Raw genomic sequence first — 18,068 nt, forward strand, 5'->3', positions numbered from 1 at the left:
CGATCAAGGCTGAAACTGCAAGAAGGAGTGTTCCAAGGTGGACCTTTCCATAATGATCCCCGAGCTGCTCAAGGCGCTGCCGCTGACGCTCGCGATCACGTTTACGGCCATGATCGTCGGCTTCTGCCTGGCGCTGATCGCGACGACATTCCGGGTTCGCAGGGTACCGGTGATAAGTCACCTGGCCGACCTCTACGTATCCTATGCCCGGAGCGTCCCCGTGGTCCTCCAGTTGTTCGTCGCCTTTTACGGACTTCCTTTGGTGGTCGCGCTGTTCGAGGTCGAAGATTTCGTCTCGCCAACCGTCGCTGCAATGTTGGGGCTCAGCCTCTATCACGGAGGATATCTGTCGGAGGTCCTGCGGCCGGCATACCTGGCCGTCGATCGTGGTCAGCATGACGCGGCGGACAGTCTGGGATACACCTTCCGACAGAAGCTTACTCGCGTCGTCGGCCCACAGGCGGTGCACATCGCATTGCCTGGTTACGGCAACTCCATCATCTACCTGATCCACAACGTCGCGCTGGTCATGTACATCGGGGCGGCGGACGTGATGGCAACTGCGCATCTGGTCATGGAGCGAGACTACAACCAGTACCAGTTCGGAACCTATGTCGTGCTGGCGGTGATCTATGCGCTGCTTTGCCTGATCGCGTGGCTCATCGTGCGCTTCTTCGAGCTTCGCTCCTCGAAGTTCGCACCGAAAGCGGCGCCCGCGAAGACCACTATCATGGCAAGCGTCTGATCAGGAAAGGGTGCACATGTTCGATATCGAAGTCTTGCTCCCGGACCTGTGGAGCATCCTGGGCGCAGTTCCCGTGACGCTCGCCATGGCGATCGCGATCTTCATCCTCTCCACGATCGTCGGCAGCCTGTTCGCGATGGTCGAATACAGGCGAATCCCCGTCCTGCGAGAGTTCGTCGTCGCCTATAAGGTCGCCTTCAAGGGCGTGCCGATGGTGATCGTGATCTTCCTCGCGTACTACGGCCTTCCCCCCGCACTCCACTTCCTGGCCTCTCTGGTCGGGGTGGAGTTCAACGGTCACTCGACGCCGAACTGGGTCACTCTCATCGTCGCGTTGACCGCCTGCGTCGCCGCGTTCCAGGCGGAGGTCGTGAAGGGCGCCCTGAACTCCTTCGACACCGGCCAGGCTGACGCGGCCTACTCGTTGGGCTACAAACGCAGCCAACTGTTCAGGCGGATCATGCTTCCCCAGGTGATCGTCGCGGCGATCCCGGACCTCGCCAACTCGTTCATGGTGATCATGAAGGCGCTGTCCCTTGGGTTTGCGATCGAGGTCGTCGATATCTTCGCGCAGTCCCAGTTGACCGCCGCTCTGAATTTCTACTACCTCGAGGCCTTTGTGATCGCCGTCGTGATCTACATGGTGATTGCATACACCGTCACTCAAATCGCCGACAGGACTGAGCGAGCCCTTAGGATGCGGACGTGAGGGTAGCCTCGCTTCCCCTGCTGTTGCCGCGAACAGTGCCGTCCACGATCATGGCGGATTTTGCCGAGAGCTTCTGACGATGTACGCGCGAGACGGCGAGGTCGCCGCCCCACGCTTCGGCGTAGCTCGCCGGGCAACGATACCCGGCGAGCTACGCCGGGTCCGTGGCCGCGCAGACGAGAACCTTGTCGACCCGGCGCCCGTCGAGATCGACGACTTCGAACTAAAGAGACGTCGCGAAGAGGCGCTGAGATTGGGATCAGAGCCTGGACCTCATCGAACAAAGTAAAACTCCACCGTTGGCGGCCTGGGGACGTCGATACCCTGAGGCAGCCATTTAAGGTTTGAGATCGAGCAGAGCGCGACCGCTTCCATCCATGGCGAATGGCACGGATGCATGTTGGTGGGACACCATCCAGCGGCCATCGCGCTTCACCAGGCCAAGGGTTTGACGAAACCAAAGATCGACCTCAGTGCCGTCAGTTTTAGTTCCCGTCATGCGCGTCAGACCACTCCAGAAAGCAACGTCTCCGCCGACCGTTAGCTTGGCATCGCAAACATCGCCGCCGATCGGACCTTCCCAGGTATTGAACCATGCCTGCAGGCCTGCCTCGTCCTTGCCGTGATAGACGAGCGGCGGTGCTAGCGAAAACTCGACAGAATCCTCGGTTTCGTAGGAAAGTGCGCCCTTGGGATCTTTTTCGCCGAGCGCGGAAGCGCGCATCGTTAGCATGGCGATAATCGCCTCTTCGTCGATATTGACTTTGGTTTCGGTGCTCATTGGCCGTTCTCCTGTGCTGTTCAAGCAGAGGACGAACGGGGGAACGACAATCCGACACCGACACACGAAGCTAGTGGAAATTTCGCGCCTTCGCCTTCAAGGTGTCGATATGGAGATCCGGGATTTATCCCGAGCCGGAGATTATGCCGAGTCCATTCCCGAGAGCCCGCGATTTCCGATGTGGAGTGCTAGGATTTTCAGTCATGCCTACTTCATGGCTGGCCGGTATGAGGATGCCCTGCGGATGCTGGACCGCTTGACGCCGGAAAACTATGGAAGGAAACACTGGGGGATGCGTTCTGGCGCGCTTGCGGTTCTTGGCCGAACTGAAGAGGCGAATGTCGCAGTAAGGGACGCACTCAGGCGGTTTCCCCAATTTGACCGTCGAGGGATTTCTCAATATTCCCGGATTCAACGAAGCGGAGCGCCAGCGGTTGATCGAAACCATGCGGCCTCGTCGGATTTCCTGATTGCGCCAAGGCGGAAGAGCTCGCGAAGATAAAGAAGCCGCTGCGCCTGCCGGAGTGTGCTTCGCCGTAATCGCGTTTAATGGCGGCCACGGATGACAAACGTCTCGAAGGGTCCGAGACGCGACCTTTGTTTCACTGACCGCGAAAGCCCAGATGTGGCGCTCGTCCCTCGTTCCGGGTCGACGAGACGTATGGCAGTAAACGACCCAAAGCAGACCGCCGCCGCAGAAATTATATAGCACCGACAATGACATAGCGGCGGCCGGTTTCATCCTCTCCGGCGCGCCAATTTCCTCTGGTGTCTAGCCCGAAGACATAGGTGACAGATCGCATCTAAGACATGGGTGACAATCTGGTACCGAACGGATTGTCGATAGTTTGCAAAGTCCGCTGCTTTAGGTCGATATATCCCAGATCATAGTGCATGAAGCTGATGAGCCAGATGCCTTCGTCGACGTCCTTGATTCCGAGTGTCTGTCCGGCCAGCACGGTCGAGACGTTGATCTTCTTGCGGTAGATGCAGATTTTATCCAGCACACCGACGTCAGAGGCTCCATCGAAGAAACTCAAGGAACAATCGGCTCTGGTTGTGGTTCGCCGTAGGTCTCCAACGAAAGGACGATCCTATGTTTATGCGAGTCGACCAGCTCCAGGCCGAACTGCCTGCCCCGAAACGGGCCGATCCGAACGCCGCCGCAGCTCTTCAAGAGCTTCTTGGCGGAAAGTATGGCGAGATGTCCACACTCGGAAACTACATGTTCCAGAGTTTCAATTTCCGCTCTAAAGAAAAACTCCGGCCGTTCTACAGCCTCGTCGCGAGCATCACCGCCGAAGAGCTTGGTCACGTCGAATTGGTCAGCAACGGCGTGGCCATGCTTAACAATGGTCCTGACATCCCTGACGGAGACGCCGGCGACGGCGGCGACATCTCCGGAGCGCCCTTCGAAGATATGAAAGACATCTGTCTGGCAGCGGCCTTCCTTTCGGGCGGCGGCGGTGCGATGCCGGTCAACAGCAACGGCGTCTCCTGGAGTAATGACTTCATCACCACGACGGGAAACGTCGTCGTCGACCTGCTTCACAACTTCCACCTGGAATGCGGCGCACGCCTTCATAAGCTGCGTGTCTTCGAGACGCTGACCGATCCGACCGGCAGCGAAGTCTGCGGCTACCTGCTGGTGCGCGGTTCGGTTCATGCCCACGCCTACGCACTTGCGCTGAAGAAGATCACCGGCGTCGAGATAGAGAAGTTCCTACCGTGCCCGAACATTCCGCTGGCCAACATTCGAGAATGCCAGAAGTACCTTGACGAGGGATCGCATCGCCGCCTCTACACCTGGAGCCCCAAGGACTATAAGGAGATAGCCGGCATCTGGAGCAATGACGAAGTCGCGCTTGCTGGCGATCCGCCCGGCACGACTAAAGCGACGTCCAGCGAACGTCCCTCTGCCGTAAGACCGGTGGGGCCGGTCCTCTTCTCCGCGCCTCTGGGGCCTTGGGTGGCCATCGTGGCTCCGAAGCTGAACTCGATGTGAACGACGATGGCGCCGTCCTCGATTATCTGATAGGTTGTGGCGCACGCGCCTCCAACGCCAACTTAACTTTAGGAACGCCCGCTCCTTCCGATAACATCTTGTTGTATACGTTCCAACGCTTCTGCTAAAGGTTGATATACGACACGCGTTGCGTCAGAAATCTCCGCTGACAGAAGACCGTTTTGACAGGGTCGATCATCGTCCCATCCGGAATGGTTTACGATGGGGTACAAGCATATACCTTCGATCGGGACCCCGGCATCCATCGCAGCAACGACCTCGCTATAAACATACATGATCCAACCAGGTCGCCTTTCAGCTTCGATACCGGTTTCGGCAACGAATATCGGCTTGCCATATCTGGCATAGGTTTCGATCAGAATGGTCCTAAATGGTTTGTAAAGCGCATTGGTTTCGTCGATCGGTGAACCACCGTGGATCCACTGATTGTTGTGATAGTAGTTCACCCCAACGATATCGAGATAGCGATCTGCGCCGCCGATTTGGGGCCATAGCCTTCCACCTAGTAAATCCCACCCCTGGAACTGCGACTGGCGATGTCCTTCGGCAAGTTGCCTCTCCCAGGGTCGCGACGGATCTAGGATGACGTTGATAACGGGATCGCAGTGCACAAAACGTGCCCGTGGATCGACCAGAAGGATGGCATCCATGGCGGCGATAGAAGCGCGCGCGAGCTGGACTTTCAATTCAAAGCCGCGTCCGTTTGCAAAAGGGTTCAGGTAGCCGACGTCTCCTCCACCCCACGACAAAAACGAGATCTCGTTTACGGGACAATAGAACGGAACCTCGCTCGTGTTTTCCCGCACCACTGCTGCGACAGCACCCGCAAAATTTGCAAGCCGAGGCGCAAAATCCTGCCCCCAAATATCGATATCGTCTGGCCAGCCATAGTGCAAAAGGTCCCAGATGACCTGAACGCCCACCTCTTTCGCTGCTTCGAGCATCGGAAGAAAGCTAGACCAATCATAGCGGCCAGATGACGGCTCTATAAGATGCCAGCGGAGGCCGTCGCGCACGGTTTCGATCCGGTGCGCTTTCAGTTGATCGTAGTCCTGTCGCGCATGCGAGTCGTGGCCAGTAGAGGCGAGGACATCGAGACGCGTCCCAGCAGTTTCGCCCTCGCCTGGACGGAGGCGGTGCGTTGAACACTCGAAACCACCCTGAATGAAGGATTTGAACAAACCAGATGGCCCGGCTCGCGCTCGATCTTCGAGAACATCCAGAAAAAGACCTTCCCATCGCGGCACGATAGTAGCGGCGCTGTAGTCGTTTTCAACTTTTGACATCAAGGCCTTGCCCAGCCGGGCACGCAGTTCGGCTGACATGATCAGCTTCATCATGGCCTGAGCGACAGCGGCGGGATCGTTGTAGGGCACGAAGAGACCCGAAGTCCCCTCCTCGACCTGCTGGAGCGCCCCGTTATCAGGCGTCGCGATTACGGGCAGACCTGCCGCACCCGCCTCCGCCAGAATGTGCGGCATCCCCTCGTCGCGCGAGAGCCAGGTAAAAATATCGAAGGCTGACAGAAGGTTGGGAACATCCTTTCGATCTCCGAGAAAGGAAAGCACGCCACTCAATCCCCGCTGAGCAGCAAGCGAATGCAACTGTATCGCATATTCCGGGTGGAACGCGTCGGCCCCCCCTACAATCACAAAACGCGCAGACGCAACGTCCTTGTGCACAATCGCCGCAGCTTCTATGAAGTCTTCGACGTTCTTCTTTGGATCAAGCCGTCCGACCCAGCCGACAAGGACCGAATCCTCGGCCAAGCCGAGTGACGAACGGGTTTCGGCACGCCGGGTGACGTCAAATTCCGAGAAATCGACCATCGACGGGATTTCAAGAGCACTTAATTCACGACCGGGCATCACGGAGGCTGCGGCATCGCGGATTGATCGACAGACGCCGACGTAGCGACTTGTGAAGTGCTTCGGCCCCGCAAGCGCCTCCGACACCAGCCCGCCATGTTCAATCAGCGGCGGGCGGAGGTGGATACGTTCAAGCGCCGGGTAAATATCGGCGACATTCTGACAGGAGACCACGACGTCATAGCCTGGGATCTTCGTTGCCAGATAGGTTATCGTATCCTTGAACGACAATGTGTAAGGGGTCGTATCGACATCCACGCCCAACGCCGTTAGCTGCTCGTGTGTCTGATCGGGCATGCTCGGTTTGTGGAAACATGCCACGACGTCAATGCGATAGCGGTTTCGATCGAGATTTCGGGCAAGGAGCCGCACTTCCGTCTCTTCACCGCCAACGACTAACCATGCGAATACGAAAAGGATTCGGACTGGTTGTTCGCGCGAGCTCATTCCTGAACCTTAAAAACAATCTGCAGGAATTCCGGCCGGTTCGTAACGAGATCGGCCAAGAATTGCGGCGCATCATCAAATGGAACGACGTGCGTGATCATGTGGTCCCGGATAGCAGAGCCGTGGCTCCGCATAAGGCCAACTGTCTCTTCGGCAAGCCGACATCGGCCCCACGACGCCCCCAATCCGCGCGGGACACGATTGATTTGTGCGCACCTGATGTTGAGCCCATTGTGGTGAAACTCTTCGCCAAGCCGCAATGCCTCGGCTCCACCTTGGTAAAAGGCGAGATCGATGACTGTTCCCTGCGGGCGCAACGCTTTGAGCGCAGTATGCAAGCTGGTCGCCTGCGCACGCGTCTGGAACACTACATCGGCACCGCGGTCTCTGCCGCCGTTGTGCCAACGCGCCTTCACGTACTGCCACACTAGTTCCTCCTCCATCGCGGCGAGGCCAAGATCGTGCGCCCTGTTCTGACGGAATTGCGACGGGTCGGCGACAATGAGGTTGGAAGCTCCGCACTTCTGCGCAAACAGCGCAGTCATCAGACCCACCGTTCCCGCACCCAGGACAACGACGTTGCGTCCCTCAATGCCAGCGCCCAGGTAGGGCACGCTGCTTCCGAAAGCCTCTGAATCGGCGTGCAAAATTCCATTAGCCGCGATCGGTCCCATCTGAGCGACAAACACTCCAAGCACGGGATCGATATCGTTGGGAAGCGGCACCAGCAAGTCATGGCAGGGGTCTGCAGTGTGACCGCTCTTATGCGCAAAAGTCGTCGCGACAACATCGCCATTCGCGAAGCCGGCAGCCCGTGTCTCCGAAACGCGCGCCACCTCCATGTAGCCCAAAAAGGGAACTGGATAGTGAAGGTCAGCCTCGCCTTCCACAAATACGCCTCTCTCCCCATCGAACCTCGAACGGAAGTAGGGGTTGGTATTTTTCATGAACGTGAGTTCGGTACCTGCTGAAAATCCGCTATACAGCGTCTCCAACCGGATATGGCCGTCGGCGGGCGGGCCCTCTTCGTATTCCAAAAAGAATGCTTTCCCAGCACGTTCTATGCCCAGCGAACGAATTCGCCGATGGCCGGTGGGCGGGCTCTGCGGCTCCTCTTTACGGGATTGATGCTGAAGAGGAGCCATTGGCCTGCGCTCGAAGACAGGAGGATCGAGTTTTACGGGTTCGTCTTGTCGGGCTGAGGCTGCGACAGCCAGCGCGATGCGATGCGTTGCGAGCGCGTCCGAGTAGGCACAGCGAATGTGGTTTTCTTGCCCGCGCACGGCGTCGACAAAGTCGCGATCCTCGCGCCAGACGGGATCGCCTTCGGCTTGACGCACCGGACGTCCTGCTCCGACATCGACCATGATGTCATGATCTGTCAATTCGATCGCAAGACGATCGGCGAAGATGTTGAGCCCGACCCTATGGTTCCAGCCGAGAAGGCAGGTCGACGAAATGTTGGCGATGACACCGGACTCGAAGGTCATTGTCGCAGTCGCAACTGCGGGCACATCGAGGCCAGGAAATTCTGACCGATCTTTAAAGCCAACACGACCATATACGTCCGTTACTTCGCCAATGAGGTAACGCGCCAAGTCAATGATATGAGTGGTCTGCTCGATCATCTGCCCACCTGATCGATCAATCTTCCACCACCATTGGGGTGGAGGCGTCTGGTCCAACCAGTAGCCGGAGAGAAGTTGCGCCGGGTTTTCCACCAACAACCGGCGGGCCTCCTCTACAGTATCGAGATACCGCCAGTGATAGCCCACGGCCGTGATTAATTTCACTCCCGCAATCATGGCTGCAAGTTCTTCAGCAAGGGCCAAATCGAGAGTGATAGGCTTCTCGACAAAGAACGGGACGCCGCGTCGGATCAGCTCCCTTTCCACGTCGCCGTGCGCAAAGGGAGGTATGCAAATATAAACTGCATCGAGCGCTTCGTCGTCCAGCATTGCCTGGTGGCTGGTGAACGCCTTCGCACCAAAGCGCGATGCAGCTTCGCTTGCGCGACCTAAATCAGGATCCGCAAAAGCGACGAGCGCCACATCGTCAAATCCGGTAAGAATGTCGAGATGGCGGCGCGCGATTCCTCCGACGCCGATGAAGCCAATCCGTGTCTTCTCCATGAAAGGATGTCCTCTTTCGACTTCTGTTTTGGCGGGGAGAAACCGTTGGTAGACGGCAACCGTTTCGGTGGCCATCCGATCCGCTGAAAAGGCGCTGTGAAATCGATCCATGCCAGACTGACCTATTGACCTGGCGCGAATGGGGTCAGAGAGCGCGTCGATCAAAACATCAGCTAAGGAGGAGGGATTTTCTGGCTCAGCCAAGAATGGGTGATCTTCGCCAAGGGCTTCGATGGTCCCCCCAATTCGGGTTGCTACGACCGTCAGTCCTACAGACATTGCTTCGAGCACCGCCAACGGCAGGCCCTCAAAGCGCGAGGGCAGGACAAAGAGGTCGGCATTCATCATGATGTTGGCAACGTCGTTTCGGTGTCCTAGAAACTGGACATGATCGCGAAGTGCCAGTCCGTCGACCAGATCTTGGATAGCATTCATTTCCTCGCCCTCCCCCACCAGAAGAAGCAAGGCGGTAGGATGGGCTGCAACAACGGTTGGCATTGCCCTTACGAGGGCAGCGTGATCCTTCTGTTTTGAAAAGCGCGCCACCGTAAGCAGGGTTGGTCGGGATTGAAGCGCGCGTTCGCCGATGCCGTCTGCGTCGCTTTCCCCCCGCTCCAACGCATATATCCCGTTGCGGACAACCGTCAGCCGGGCCGGATCCACACCATTTCTTTCAAAACTCTTGCGAGATGCCTCGGAAACTACGATATGATGGGCAACTGTCAAAATCGATCTATGATACTGCGCGATTTGCTCGGCATCTGTCAGCAAATATGGCAAATGCTCCGTTCGTATGACGGGAATTCCGCAAACGCATCCTACACGGGCGATCTCGTGTCCCTCCCACCCGATGCCGGCATGGATGTGAAGCAGCGACGCACCTGATGAACACAGCCATTCCTCAAATGCCGCGGGATCATCGGCGTTCTTGATCGCCAAGCCGCGGCAGACGGCGCGGGTCAGCAACGCGCAATTCGGCGGAGCCGCTAGCGTGACTTTGTAGTGTGTTCCAAGCGCCTGCCCGAGCGTAAGCATGTGCTCGCCCATCCCGGACGGCTCGCGGCTGTCGGTGGCGATAACGATGTGGTGCAATTGACTTGTCATTTCACGCTCGCAGCAATGGTGCTTGCGTGCGCCTTTGACATCTTCCGGTATGTTGCCAGAGCCTGGCCCACCACCTGATCCATATTATAGTACTTGTATGTCGCGAGCCGACCGACAAAAGTTACGTCGCTACAACGTCGCGCAACAGCTTCATATTGCTTGTAGAGTGCCTGATTTTCCGGTCGAGGGATGGGATAGTAGGGCTCCCCGTCTCTACCGGCGAACTCATAGGAAATGGTAGTCTTCGGATGGATCTGACCAGTCAGATGCTTGTATTCGGTAATCCTCGTATACGGCACCGTCTCCGAAGGATAGTTGATCACGCCGACTGGTAGCAGGCGTCTGGCATCATGTGTTTCGTGCCGGAACTCAAGGCTACGATATGGAAGACGACCGAAGCGAAAATCAAAATATTCATCGATCGGGCCTGTGAAAATCGTATGCGCCGCCAGATTGTCCTTTCGGATGTCCGCGAATTCCGTGCCGAGCAATACAGTGATGCACTCGTGGTCCAACATTTTCTCGAACATCTTAGTGTAACCATGCAACGGCATGGCCTGGTAGGTGTCGAGGAAATATCGGTCGTCGTCGCTAACCCGTGCCGGGACACGCGACGTCACCGATCTGTCAAGCTGGGTCGGATCGAGACCCCATTGCTTGCGGGTGTATCCTTGGAAGAACGTGCGGTAGAGATCGTCACCGACCTGGGAGACCACCGCATCCTTCGCCGTTTCGATCGGATCGCAAGGTTCCGCACGAGCGGCCAAAAATAAGGCGGCCTCTGCGTCGTCCTTCAGATTGAGACAATAGAGCCCGTTGAGGGTCGTTCGGTTGATGGGAACAGGCAATCGGCGATCGCCAATATCGGCGAGCACACGGTGTTGGTACGGCCTCCAAGCCGTAAATTGTGACAGGTAGTCAAAAATTTCCAGACTGTTGGTATGAAAAATATGCGGTCCATATCGATGAACGAGGATGCCGTCTTCGTTGTGAAAATCGTACGCGTTGCCGCCGATATGCAGACGCTTATCACACAAAAGTACATGCTTCCCATCGGACGCCAATCTTTCTGCCATCACCGAGCCCGCAAAGCCCGCACCGACGATCAGGTAGTCGTAGGATGGCCTTGACCTGACGCTTGACTGTGAACAGGGGAACTGTGTGGGGGAATGCGGAGATGCGGACCGACGGATGATGGCTTCCTCAACCAGCACGCTCATCGCATCAAACGTGTCGTCCCAAGACGAAGCGGCGATAAGGATATCAACTGACCTCAGCCAGGCGCTGTCGAATTCTTTGAGAGCAAGCGCGTCGTCGCACGCAGTGGCAAACCCCTCGGCATCTCGCGCAAGAGCGACACCGGAAACGCCCCCGTATTGACGCACTACGTCAGCGACAGGCGTCGATACGATTGGTCGACCGGCAGCAAGATACTCCGGAGTCTTGGTAGGGCTTATTAAACGTGTTGCGTCGTTCAGAGCAAACGGCATCAGTGCGACGTGCCAGCCCGACACATACGCTGGCAGTTCGCCATATGCTTTTCGGCCGAGGTAATGGATGTTCGCCGCTTTGGGGAGGTCGTCGGGTGAAATCTTGACGATTGGCCCGATAAATACGAAAGAGAGGTCCGGCCTAGCGTTGGCTACAGCGCTTATTAGGCCGAGGTCAAGGCGCTCGTCGATGACACCGTAATATCCGAGCTTTGGACTGCTGATAGACCTTTGATCGGCCGGCTCCTCGAGGTTTCCACGAGCAGCGTGGAAATGGTCTGCATCGACGCTAGACGGGAAAGGATGAATATTGTCATGCAGATACCGCTTAGCCTCATACAGGCTGTAGCCGCCCGTGAAGGCCACATCGGCGCGTGCAAGGAGTGCAGCCTCGGCGTCCTTGAGAGTTGGCGGCGCAAACTTGAAGTTGGCCAACTCGTCCATGCAATCGTAAATGACCGCCGCCGCATCGATGTGGCGAGCGAACCCATACATGAGCGGCGTATAGAACCATAGTATCGGGCTGGCCACGCCATAGATCGACAGTAGTTCATCCAACAGTTTTCTTAGTTCGCGCTCCCTCTCGTCCTCGCCTAACCAGTGAGGAATTCGAGGACGTATGGCTTTCACCGCCGTCCCCTCAAATGGATGGATCTCCAGATAGGCTAAATGATGATCTGTGGGGATGAACTCCTCGAAATAGAAGACCTGTCTATCGCGGGCGAAACGTTCCATCAAATGCTGCGGACGCTGCAGCACAAAATCCCAGCGCAAATGGGAAAAACATATGATCGGCGCCTTGCGTTGCAGGGCTTTATGGAGCCCTTGGGTGAATGAGCTGGAGAGATTCATTGCGGATCCGCCGTTTTATTAGAGGCCTTCTAACCTCCACTCTGGCGGTTTGTTCCGCAGTCATTTCTGCCCCGCATGCGAATCCATGATTTCGCAAAGCTTGCGGACCGAATGTGGCCACGTCCAATTGTCGAGTACAGCCTTGCGCGGGGAATAGTTTGAGAGGTTTTCAAGCATGCTCAAAATGCCATGGTCAAAGTCATCCGCTGCTGCAGTCGCTCCGGTTCGCGATGTAATATACTGAAGGCCGCACACGAGTGCGCTATTAGCGAGAACAGGCAGCCCAGCGAGCATGTATTCGGTCAGGATCGCTGGCGCACCGTCATTGATGCCGCAGACCACACCGATCTTTGCCTGGCTCATTAGACGGTTGACGTCTGCATATCGCACGCCGGGCGGACCAACAAAGTCGACGGCAATTCCCAAGGCTTGCACTTGTGCACGCAGAATATCCCCGAGTTCCCCATAGCCGCAGACGCAAAGTGCACGGATACCACTCGGAAGCTTAGCGAGCGCATCGAAAAGGATATCGTGGCGCTTGTAGGCTTGAGCGGCGGCGACATAGATAACGTCATATCGTCGAGGGCCATCGAGTGGATAAAATGTGCTGTCGGAGGCAAATTCCGGTCCAATCGGAAGGACCGCCGTCTTCATTTCCGGATGTCGCCGCTTCACCTCCTGCGACTGCCACAAGGCGCCGGTAAGCACGAGGTCGAAATGTTGGCTGATTGATCGTGGAACTCGCCACGTGGGAGCATCGATAGAATTGTAGATTTTATAGCTGCTCTTGCATGCGACAAGTATATCTTCGGAAACGCCAAGCCCCCACACGCAGAGAATATCGGGAGCACCAAACGTAATGATGTGGGCCAGCATATCATTCGACGCGAATGGCGCCTCAGGGCCGTTCATTGCGAATGAACGGTGAACAAGAAACGGATTTGTCAGATCCTCTGGGGGCGGGTGGGCGCCCCGCCAATGCGTCCAAATTTCGACGATGTCGACTATGCCCGTCTTCAAGCAAGCAAGGGGCAGGCGTTCAATGTAGCCGCCCCGCACCATTACATCCTGGATTGATTGTTCGGCAGTAGAAGGACTTCCCCGCGCTCCGCTGGCCCACTGACCTCGCAATTCCTCGATAGAAAGCGGCGAGGAAGGCTCGTACCAGCCGGCCTGATAGTCGCTGATAACGACAAGACGCTTTTTCGGTAAATATTCCCTGTTCAATTCACGCCACTCCGTCACCCATGACGCAGACCATTCCTTGCAGTTACTTCACAAGATCGATTCCGTGACTGATCCGGCGATCGCTCTTTACCCATCGAATACGTTCGGAGGCGTACCGTCGGGATCGGTTTTCAACATGTACGGGACGACCGACCATATCAGCGCGGCGGCAACGCCATCCGGCCGCAATTGCAATTCAACAATGGTGGTCCAGGCTCCGTCGTCCATAGCCGCACCTCGTGAGATGATGAGCGGCTAACACCGGCGGTGTCGGTAAGTTCCGAATTCCGCGCAAACCGGCTGTCGTTGGTTCGCTCTTAGCTCCCCCTAACGGACGAACGGTGACCAGCGGGTGGCGCGCAAACCTCGTCGGGCCTTACGACCACAGCATCCGGCGACTGGCTGCCTGCGCTAACAAGCGCGATGGCGTGCCTCAGTGCGGCCTGAACGTGCTCGCTTTGGACGCCAACCTTAGCAAAATCAAGATGATGCGTCGGCAACACCGCGAAGTCGAGTTTCCAGAATATCGATCAGGATCACTCGTTGCCGACTCCCGACGATGTTCGGGAAACCGTGACCTCGCGGCATCAGAATGCAGTGCGCCTCATCACTGTTGGTTGAGCAGGAAGACTGCCGCGCGGCACATCCTTCAGCGAGCCAGTTACGGGCGTTCCCTTCATCTAGCGTACGGACAAAAGAAGCCCCGCCGAATGAACTGACCCCATTAAGTTGGACAGTTTAGAAGGCCAGGTCCGTGCAACAGGCAGATCGCTCCTAGTCCGTTCTCGACAAGGAAAGGGGCGTGCCTAGAGGCATCCGGACGCGAACTCAGCGGCTTGTCCCGCAAGGAGGCCGACGATATAGCCGCGCAGCTCAACGTCGACCACTTTTCTTACACCAGATCTGGAACATCAAAAGATAAACGAGGTTCGGGATAGGTGAAACGAAGCAAAATAGGAGAATCCAATGCTTCTGAAACTCATCGCGGTCTCGGCACTTTCGATCGGTGTGGCAACTTCGGCCATGGCTCAGGCCAGCGGCGGCACAGGTGGAACTGGAGGAACCAGTGGTTCTGGCCAGTCCGGCGGCGCTTCAAGATCCGGTAGCATGTCCGATAGCGGATCCGGCACTTCCACCTCCGGCACGGGCGCTTCCGATAAAGACAAGGATTCGACGGGCAAGCAAGACTCTTCCGACTGCATTCAGGGCCAAGTCAAAGATGCCGCCGGCAATTGCCGGTAAAATCTGGCTCATCGAAGAAACCCCGCGGTCAACTCTGCGGGGTCTTTGTGCCGTTCCTTCAACTGCGCTTCCACGAAGACCGATTTTACCTATGAACGAGAGCGGCAACCCTACCAAGGATCGGTGCGAGGAAGGCCGAGATGGAGCGGTTTCTGACAGCTATGAGGGCGAGCCGTCGCGTGAACATCCGAATTAGACAGGATGTGGCGCGGAGTCGATCGCCTAAACGGCGGTGGGCCTCTCACTGTCTTTCTCCGGAATTCTATTGTGGCCAGGTTCTTCGCGATCAGGCACGAGGTTTCAGGGTATTCGACACGTTTTTTGCGTCCTGCTCAGCATCATCGGTGTCGCTCAAGGGACCGCTAGCCGAAGCGAAAATACTTCTGGAACATTCGGGTGAAGCGGGAGTTGGGAGCGCATTCAAAAAACGGTGAAAAAGCTTTGGAGGCTTCTACCATGTCCCAACCATCCATCTCCCGCCTGCCGGGCGATACTCCGTATGCGGTTAACCCGGCAGACCCGCGCACTACGGCCACCATCAACAAGATATCATGGGGTGCAGTGTTCGCCGGCGTCGTTCTCGCACTCGCGGCCCAGTTCCTCCTTAATCTTCTCGGTGTCGGGATTGGCGCTGCAGTTCTCGACCCTACCACGTCGGACAATCCTACAGCGACCAGTTTCTCCATCATGGGCGGCCTCTGGTTCGTCGTTTCCGGCATCGTCGCCTCGTTTATCGGCGCATATGCTGCAAGCCGGCTGTCCGGCCGTCCCAGCAAGTCCACAGGCGGTTTCCACGGCATCACCTCCTGGGCCGTTACGACGCTAGTCATTCTCTACCTCCTGACCACCTCGGTTGGCGCACTCGTCGGCGGCGCCTTCAGCGGCCTTTCGAGCGTGGTCGGCGGTGTCGGCAAGACTGCAGCAACTGCGGCGACCACCGGAGCGTCTTCGATTGCCGCAGCAACCGATCCGATGGCCGATATCGAACGGCAAATTCGCGAGGCCAGCGGTGGCTCCGACCCGCAAGCCCTTCAAGCGGCGGCAGTCACGGCGATGAAAGCCGTGGCAACGGGCGACCCGAGCAAGGTCGAGGACGCCAAGGCACGGGCCGCCGACGCTCTGGCGAAAGCTCAGAATATCCCTGTCGACCAGGCGCGGGCGAAGGTGGATGAATACGAGGCAAACTACAGGGCATCCGTCGATCAGGCAAAGCAGCAGGCTTTGGAGGCGGCAGAAACCACGACGAAGGTCGTGTCCAGCGGCGCCCTGCTCGGCTTCGTCGCACTCGTTCTCGGCGTGATTGCAGCTTGGTTCGGGGGGGTAGCTGGCACGAAACCAGGCCCCATCCTTGAAGAATATACACGCGGCCGAAACCTATAGTCATCTCAACACGAGGAACACGAACATGGCAGAACCTAAAAATCTTAGCGATCTCCTTTATGAGACCCTCATGGACATGTACTTCGCGGAAAAGCGGATACTGACGGCCCTGCCCGAGAAGGCTGAAGCCGCGCAATCGCCTGATCTCAAGGAGGCATTCGAAACACATCTCGGTCAGAGCGAAGATCACGTAGCGCGCCTCGAACAGGCCTTCGAACTGATAGGCAAGCCAGCGCAGCCGAAGACCTGCAATGCCATCCTCGGCATCATCGAGGATGGCAAGGAAGTCATGGAGGCGTTCAAGGGGACGGCCGCCCTCGATCCGGGCCTGCTCGCCGCTGCGCAGGCTGTGGAACATTACGAGATCAGCCGCTACGGCACGATGGTCACCTGGGCCGAGACGCTCGGTTTGGATGACGTAGCTGACCTCCTCGCGGAGACTCTTGACGAAGAAGAAACGACAGACGAACGGCTTACCGAGATCGCCAAAGCAACCGTCAACGCGCAGGCCGCCTGATTGCCGGCGCGTGGTGACGGAAACGGGAGGTGCGCCAACGAGGTCGGTTGATCACTATGGCGCGCCGACCCCTGGGGACCTAAATCAACGCATGCGATGCTGCAAATAACATATTCATCCGAAGGACTTGCCGCTTCTCAACCGGGACTTAGCGTTGGTGCAACGGGTGTTTGATGCTGTTAGAGCCGAAGCCGGCGCCAAAGCCGGCGACCAATCAACCGCAATCATCAACCCTTTTTACCCGGCCGCTCTTACGTTGAAAAAAGTAGCGCGCTATGAGCAGCCTCCTGCTGTCCGAATAACGGTCGAACCTCGTGATCTTCGCATTGTTCCGCGCCACCGGGCCTTCTTACGGTGGAGGACGTGCGTTCAGGATCCACCTTCGATCGTCATTCTGCTCAGCACCCGTTCAGGCGTCCCGTAGGCGGCACCGGCGAAAGCCTCCAGCGCACCCCTATCCCGAATTCTGATGACACCCCGGTCGGAGTAGATGAGATTCTGCCCCTCAAGGACATGAAGAGCGTTCGTCACCCCCGGTCGTCTGACGGCCAGCATCACGGCGAGGAACTCGTGCGTCACGTCGATCCGGTGGCCGTCGACCCGGTCGTCGATCATGAGAATCCACCTCGCCAAGCGAGCGTCGATGCGTTGGACGGCGTTCGACAGCGCGGTATAGGCGGTCTGGGTGAACAGACTAAGAGCGAAGCGTTCCAGGATTCGTCTGACCTCGACGTTTTCCGCCACGAGTTCCTGAAGGGCCTCGCGCTTTATCCGATGACCTTTTCCGGACACCTGCATCATGAATTCGAAGGGATGCCGCTCCGCATCGAGTATCGCTACGAGCGGCGTGACACCGTCCCTTCCGACAAGCCCGATTTCCGTGCGTTCGCCGGCCGCAGACACGGCGACCATCGACGCCACTCCGTCTTCGGGAAAGTAATGGTGCGCGATGGGAGCGTCGAAACCGGCGATATGGAAGTTTCGGGGAAGATCGATGGGTTCAAGCCTTGGGCGGATCGCATTCCAGGCGTCGGCGGACAGACCTGACAACAGGTGATTGCGGATAGCGGATTGAAGCATCGCGGTTCTCCAGTACAGCGAGCGCAGAGCATTCCGATCGTCTGCGCTATTACAGTTGGGACCGCCATCGTACTATCCGCACGTGACTGTGCAACCGCAAGGAGTTCACGCCGGCATGTAATGAACTTCGTACCATAACAGGCCGACGCCGGAACGCATAGCATTTCCGCTCATTCCCCTGTTGCCGCCCAAGGGAGAACGGCATGAACGAGGCTGTCCTGGCATGCGCCACCCTGGAAGATCAGCTCGCATTGATACCCGCCGTCAAAGGTTCGCGATGACGTTTGAATGATCCGCGTCAGATGCGGACGACCTCGCGCAGGGACGCGCTGCGCATGGCTCGCCCGATCCACCCCTCGGCCTGGCGGCACGCATCGGCAAGGACTCTTGACGATCACGGTTTCGAACGGAGGCGACGCCATTCCGCCGGAGACGATGGAGCGGCTGTTCCAGCCCCTTTTCCGCGGC

The 18,068-nt window shown here is 57.5% G+C and carries 15 protein-coding genes; 6 read left to right on the forward strand and 9 right to left on the reverse strand.

The genetic code is table 11. The annotated features are described in order from the left end of the window. Nucleotides 1-37: 37 nt before the first annotated feature. Both QA644_RS13060 and QA644_RS13065 read left to right on the forward strand, forming a co-directional pair. Nucleotides 38-745, forward strand: a complete 708-nt coding sequence (locus QA644_RS13060; protein WP_283068850.1) for an amino acid ABC transporter permease — start codon at nt 38-40, stop codon at nt 743-745. A 16-nt stretch (nt 746-761) separates the two neighbouring features. Continuing rightward, the gene (locus QA644_RS13065; RefSeq protein ID WP_283068852.1) at nt 762-1,454 is read left to right on the forward strand and encodes an amino acid ABC transporter permease; all 693 of its coding nucleotides are present in this window, start codon (nt 762-764) and stop codon (nt 1,452-1,454) included. Nucleotides 1,455-1,791: 337 nt separating this feature from the next. Here QA644_RS13065 and QA644_RS13070 read toward each other — a convergent pair whose 3' ends face one another. From QA644_RS13070 to QA644_RS13080, 3 genes are all read right to left on the reverse strand, one after another. After that, nucleotides 1,792-2,235, reverse strand: a complete 444-nt coding sequence (locus tag QA644_RS13070; RefSeq protein ID WP_283068853.1) for a nuclear transport factor 2 family protein — start codon at nt 2,233-2,235, stop codon at nt 1,792-1,794. A 359-nt stretch (nt 2,236-2,594) separates the two neighbouring features. After that, entirely contained in the window at nt 2,595-2,795 is a 201-nt protein-coding gene (locus QA644_RS13075) for a hypothetical protein (protein WP_283068855.1), read from the reverse strand. A 243-nt stretch (nt 2,796-3,038) separates the two neighbouring features. After that, nucleotides 3,039-3,275, reverse strand: coding sequence for a transposase (locus tag QA644_RS13080; RefSeq protein ID WP_283068857.1), 237 nt, complete (start codon nt 3,273-3,275; stop codon nt 3,039-3,041). A gap of 56 nt (nt 3,276-3,331) precedes the next feature. Here QA644_RS13080 and QA644_RS13085 point away from each other — a divergent pair, with 56 nt between their 5' ends. Further along, nucleotides 3,332-4,240: a manganese catalase family protein gene (locus QA644_RS13085; RefSeq protein ID WP_283068859.1), complete on the forward strand. Its 909-nt coding sequence runs from the start codon at nt 3,332-3,334 to the stop codon at nt 4,238-4,240. A 68-nt stretch (nt 4,241-4,308) separates the two neighbouring features. Here the strand turns inward: QA644_RS13085 and QA644_RS13090 are convergent, their stop codons facing one another. From QA644_RS13090 to QA644_RS13110, 5 genes are all read right to left on the reverse strand, one after another. Beyond that, a complete protein-coding gene (locus tag QA644_RS13090; protein WP_283068860.1) occupies nt 4,309-6,576 on the reverse strand; it encodes a glycosyltransferase in 2,268 nt (755 codons plus the stop codon). Further along, on the reverse strand, nt 6,573-9,812 hold the full coding sequence (locus tag QA644_RS13095; protein ID WP_283068861.1) for a glycosyltransferase: 3,240 nt from the start codon (nt 9,810-9,812) through the stop codon (nt 6,573-6,575). Before QA644_RS13095 ends, QA644_RS13090 begins: the two co-directional genes overlap by 4 nt. Then, nucleotides 9,809-12,037 (reverse strand): UDP-galactopyranose mutase, encoded by a 2,229-nt coding sequence (gene glf, locus QA644_RS13100; protein ID WP_283072379.1) that lies wholly within the window; start codon nt 12,035-12,037, stop codon nt 9,809-9,811. The genes QA644_RS13095 and glf overlap by 4 nt, the downstream gene beginning before the upstream one ends. A 177-nt stretch (nt 12,038-12,214) precedes the next feature. Continuing rightward, nucleotides 12,215-13,381 carry a glycosyltransferase gene (locus tag QA644_RS13105; protein ID WP_283068863.1) on the reverse strand — a complete coding sequence of 389 codons (1,167 nt, stop codon included), beginning with the start codon at nt 13,379-13,381 and terminating at the stop codon, nt 12,215-12,217. 87 nt (nt 13,382-13,468) lie between these two features. Beyond that, entirely contained in the window at nt 13,469-13,609 is a 141-nt protein-coding gene (locus QA644_RS13110) for a hypothetical protein (RefSeq protein WP_283068865.1), read from the reverse strand. 738 nt (nt 13,610-14,347) lie between these two features. Between QA644_RS13110 and QA644_RS13115 the strand changes: the two genes are divergently transcribed. The 3 genes from QA644_RS13115 (at nt 14,348) to QA644_RS13125 (ending at nt 16,520) form a co-directional block, all read left to right on the forward strand. Continuing rightward, nucleotides 14,348-14,623 (forward strand): oxidoreductase, encoded by a 276-nt coding sequence (locus QA644_RS13115; RefSeq protein WP_283068866.1) that lies wholly within the window; start codon nt 14,348-14,350, stop codon nt 14,621-14,623. Between the two features lie 456 nt (nt 14,624-15,079). Further along, entirely contained in the window at nt 15,080-16,003 is a 924-nt protein-coding gene (locus tag QA644_RS13120; protein WP_283068868.1) for a PhnA-like protein, read from the forward strand. A gap of 25 nt (nt 16,004-16,028) precedes the next feature. Further along, entirely contained in the window at nt 16,029-16,520 is a 492-nt protein-coding gene (locus QA644_RS13125; RefSeq protein ID WP_283068870.1) for a DUF892 family protein, read from the forward strand. A 369-nt stretch (nt 16,521-16,889) separates the two neighbouring features. Here the strand turns inward: QA644_RS13125 and QA644_RS13130 are convergent, their stop codons facing one another. Continuing rightward, complete coding sequence (locus QA644_RS13130; RefSeq protein WP_239597856.1) at nt 16,890-17,600, reverse strand: Crp/Fnr family transcriptional regulator; 711 nt, start codon at nt 17,598-17,600, stop codon at nt 16,890-16,892. Nucleotides 17,601-18,068 lie beyond the last annotated feature (468 nt).

It is taken from the genome of Rhizobium sp. CC1099 (assembly GCF_029714385.1).
Classification (GTDB): Bacteria; Pseudomonadota; Alphaproteobacteria; order Rhizobiales; family Rhizobiaceae; genus Rhizobium.

Coding starts and splice junctions, on each gene's coding strand:
- glf (WP_283072379.1), bottom strand. CDS start 12,037: ATGGAACGTTTCGCCCGCGATAGACAGGTCTTCTATTTCGAGGAGTTC.
- QA644_RS13120 (WP_283068868.1), top strand. CDS start 15,080: ATGTCCCAACCATCCATCTCCCGCCTGCCGGGCGATACTCCGTATGCG.
- QA644_RS13070 (WP_283068853.1), bottom strand. CDS start 2,235: ATGAGCACCGAAACCAAAGTCAATATCGACGAAGAGGCGATTATCGCC.
- QA644_RS13125 (WP_283068870.1), top strand. CDS start 16,029: ATGGCAGAACCTAAAAATCTTAGCGATCTCCTTTATGAGACCCTCATG.
- QA644_RS13130 (WP_239597856.1), bottom strand. CDS start 17,600: ATGCTTCAATCCGCTATCCGCAATCACCTGTTGTCAGGTCTGTCCGCC.
- QA644_RS13115 (WP_283068866.1), top strand. CDS start 14,348: ATGCTTCTGAAACTCATCGCGGTCTCGGCACTTTCGATCGGTGTGGCA.
- QA644_RS13085 (WP_283068859.1), top strand. CDS start 3,332: ATGTTTATGCGAGTCGACCAGCTCCAGGCCGAACTGCCTGCCCCGAAA.
- QA644_RS13095 (WP_283068861.1), bottom strand. CDS start 9,812: ATGACAAGTCAATTGCACCACATCGTTATCGCCACCGACAGCCGCGAG.
- QA644_RS13065 (WP_283068852.1), top strand. CDS start 762: ATGTTCGATATCGAAGTCTTGCTCCCGGACCTGTGGAGCATCCTGGGC.
- QA644_RS13090 (WP_283068860.1), bottom strand. CDS start 6,576: ATGAGCTCGCGCGAACAACCAGTCCGAATCCTTTTCGTATTCGCATGG.
- QA644_RS13110 (WP_283068865.1), bottom strand. CDS start 13,609: ATGGACGACGGAGCCTGGACCACCATTGTTGAATTGCAATTGCGGCCG.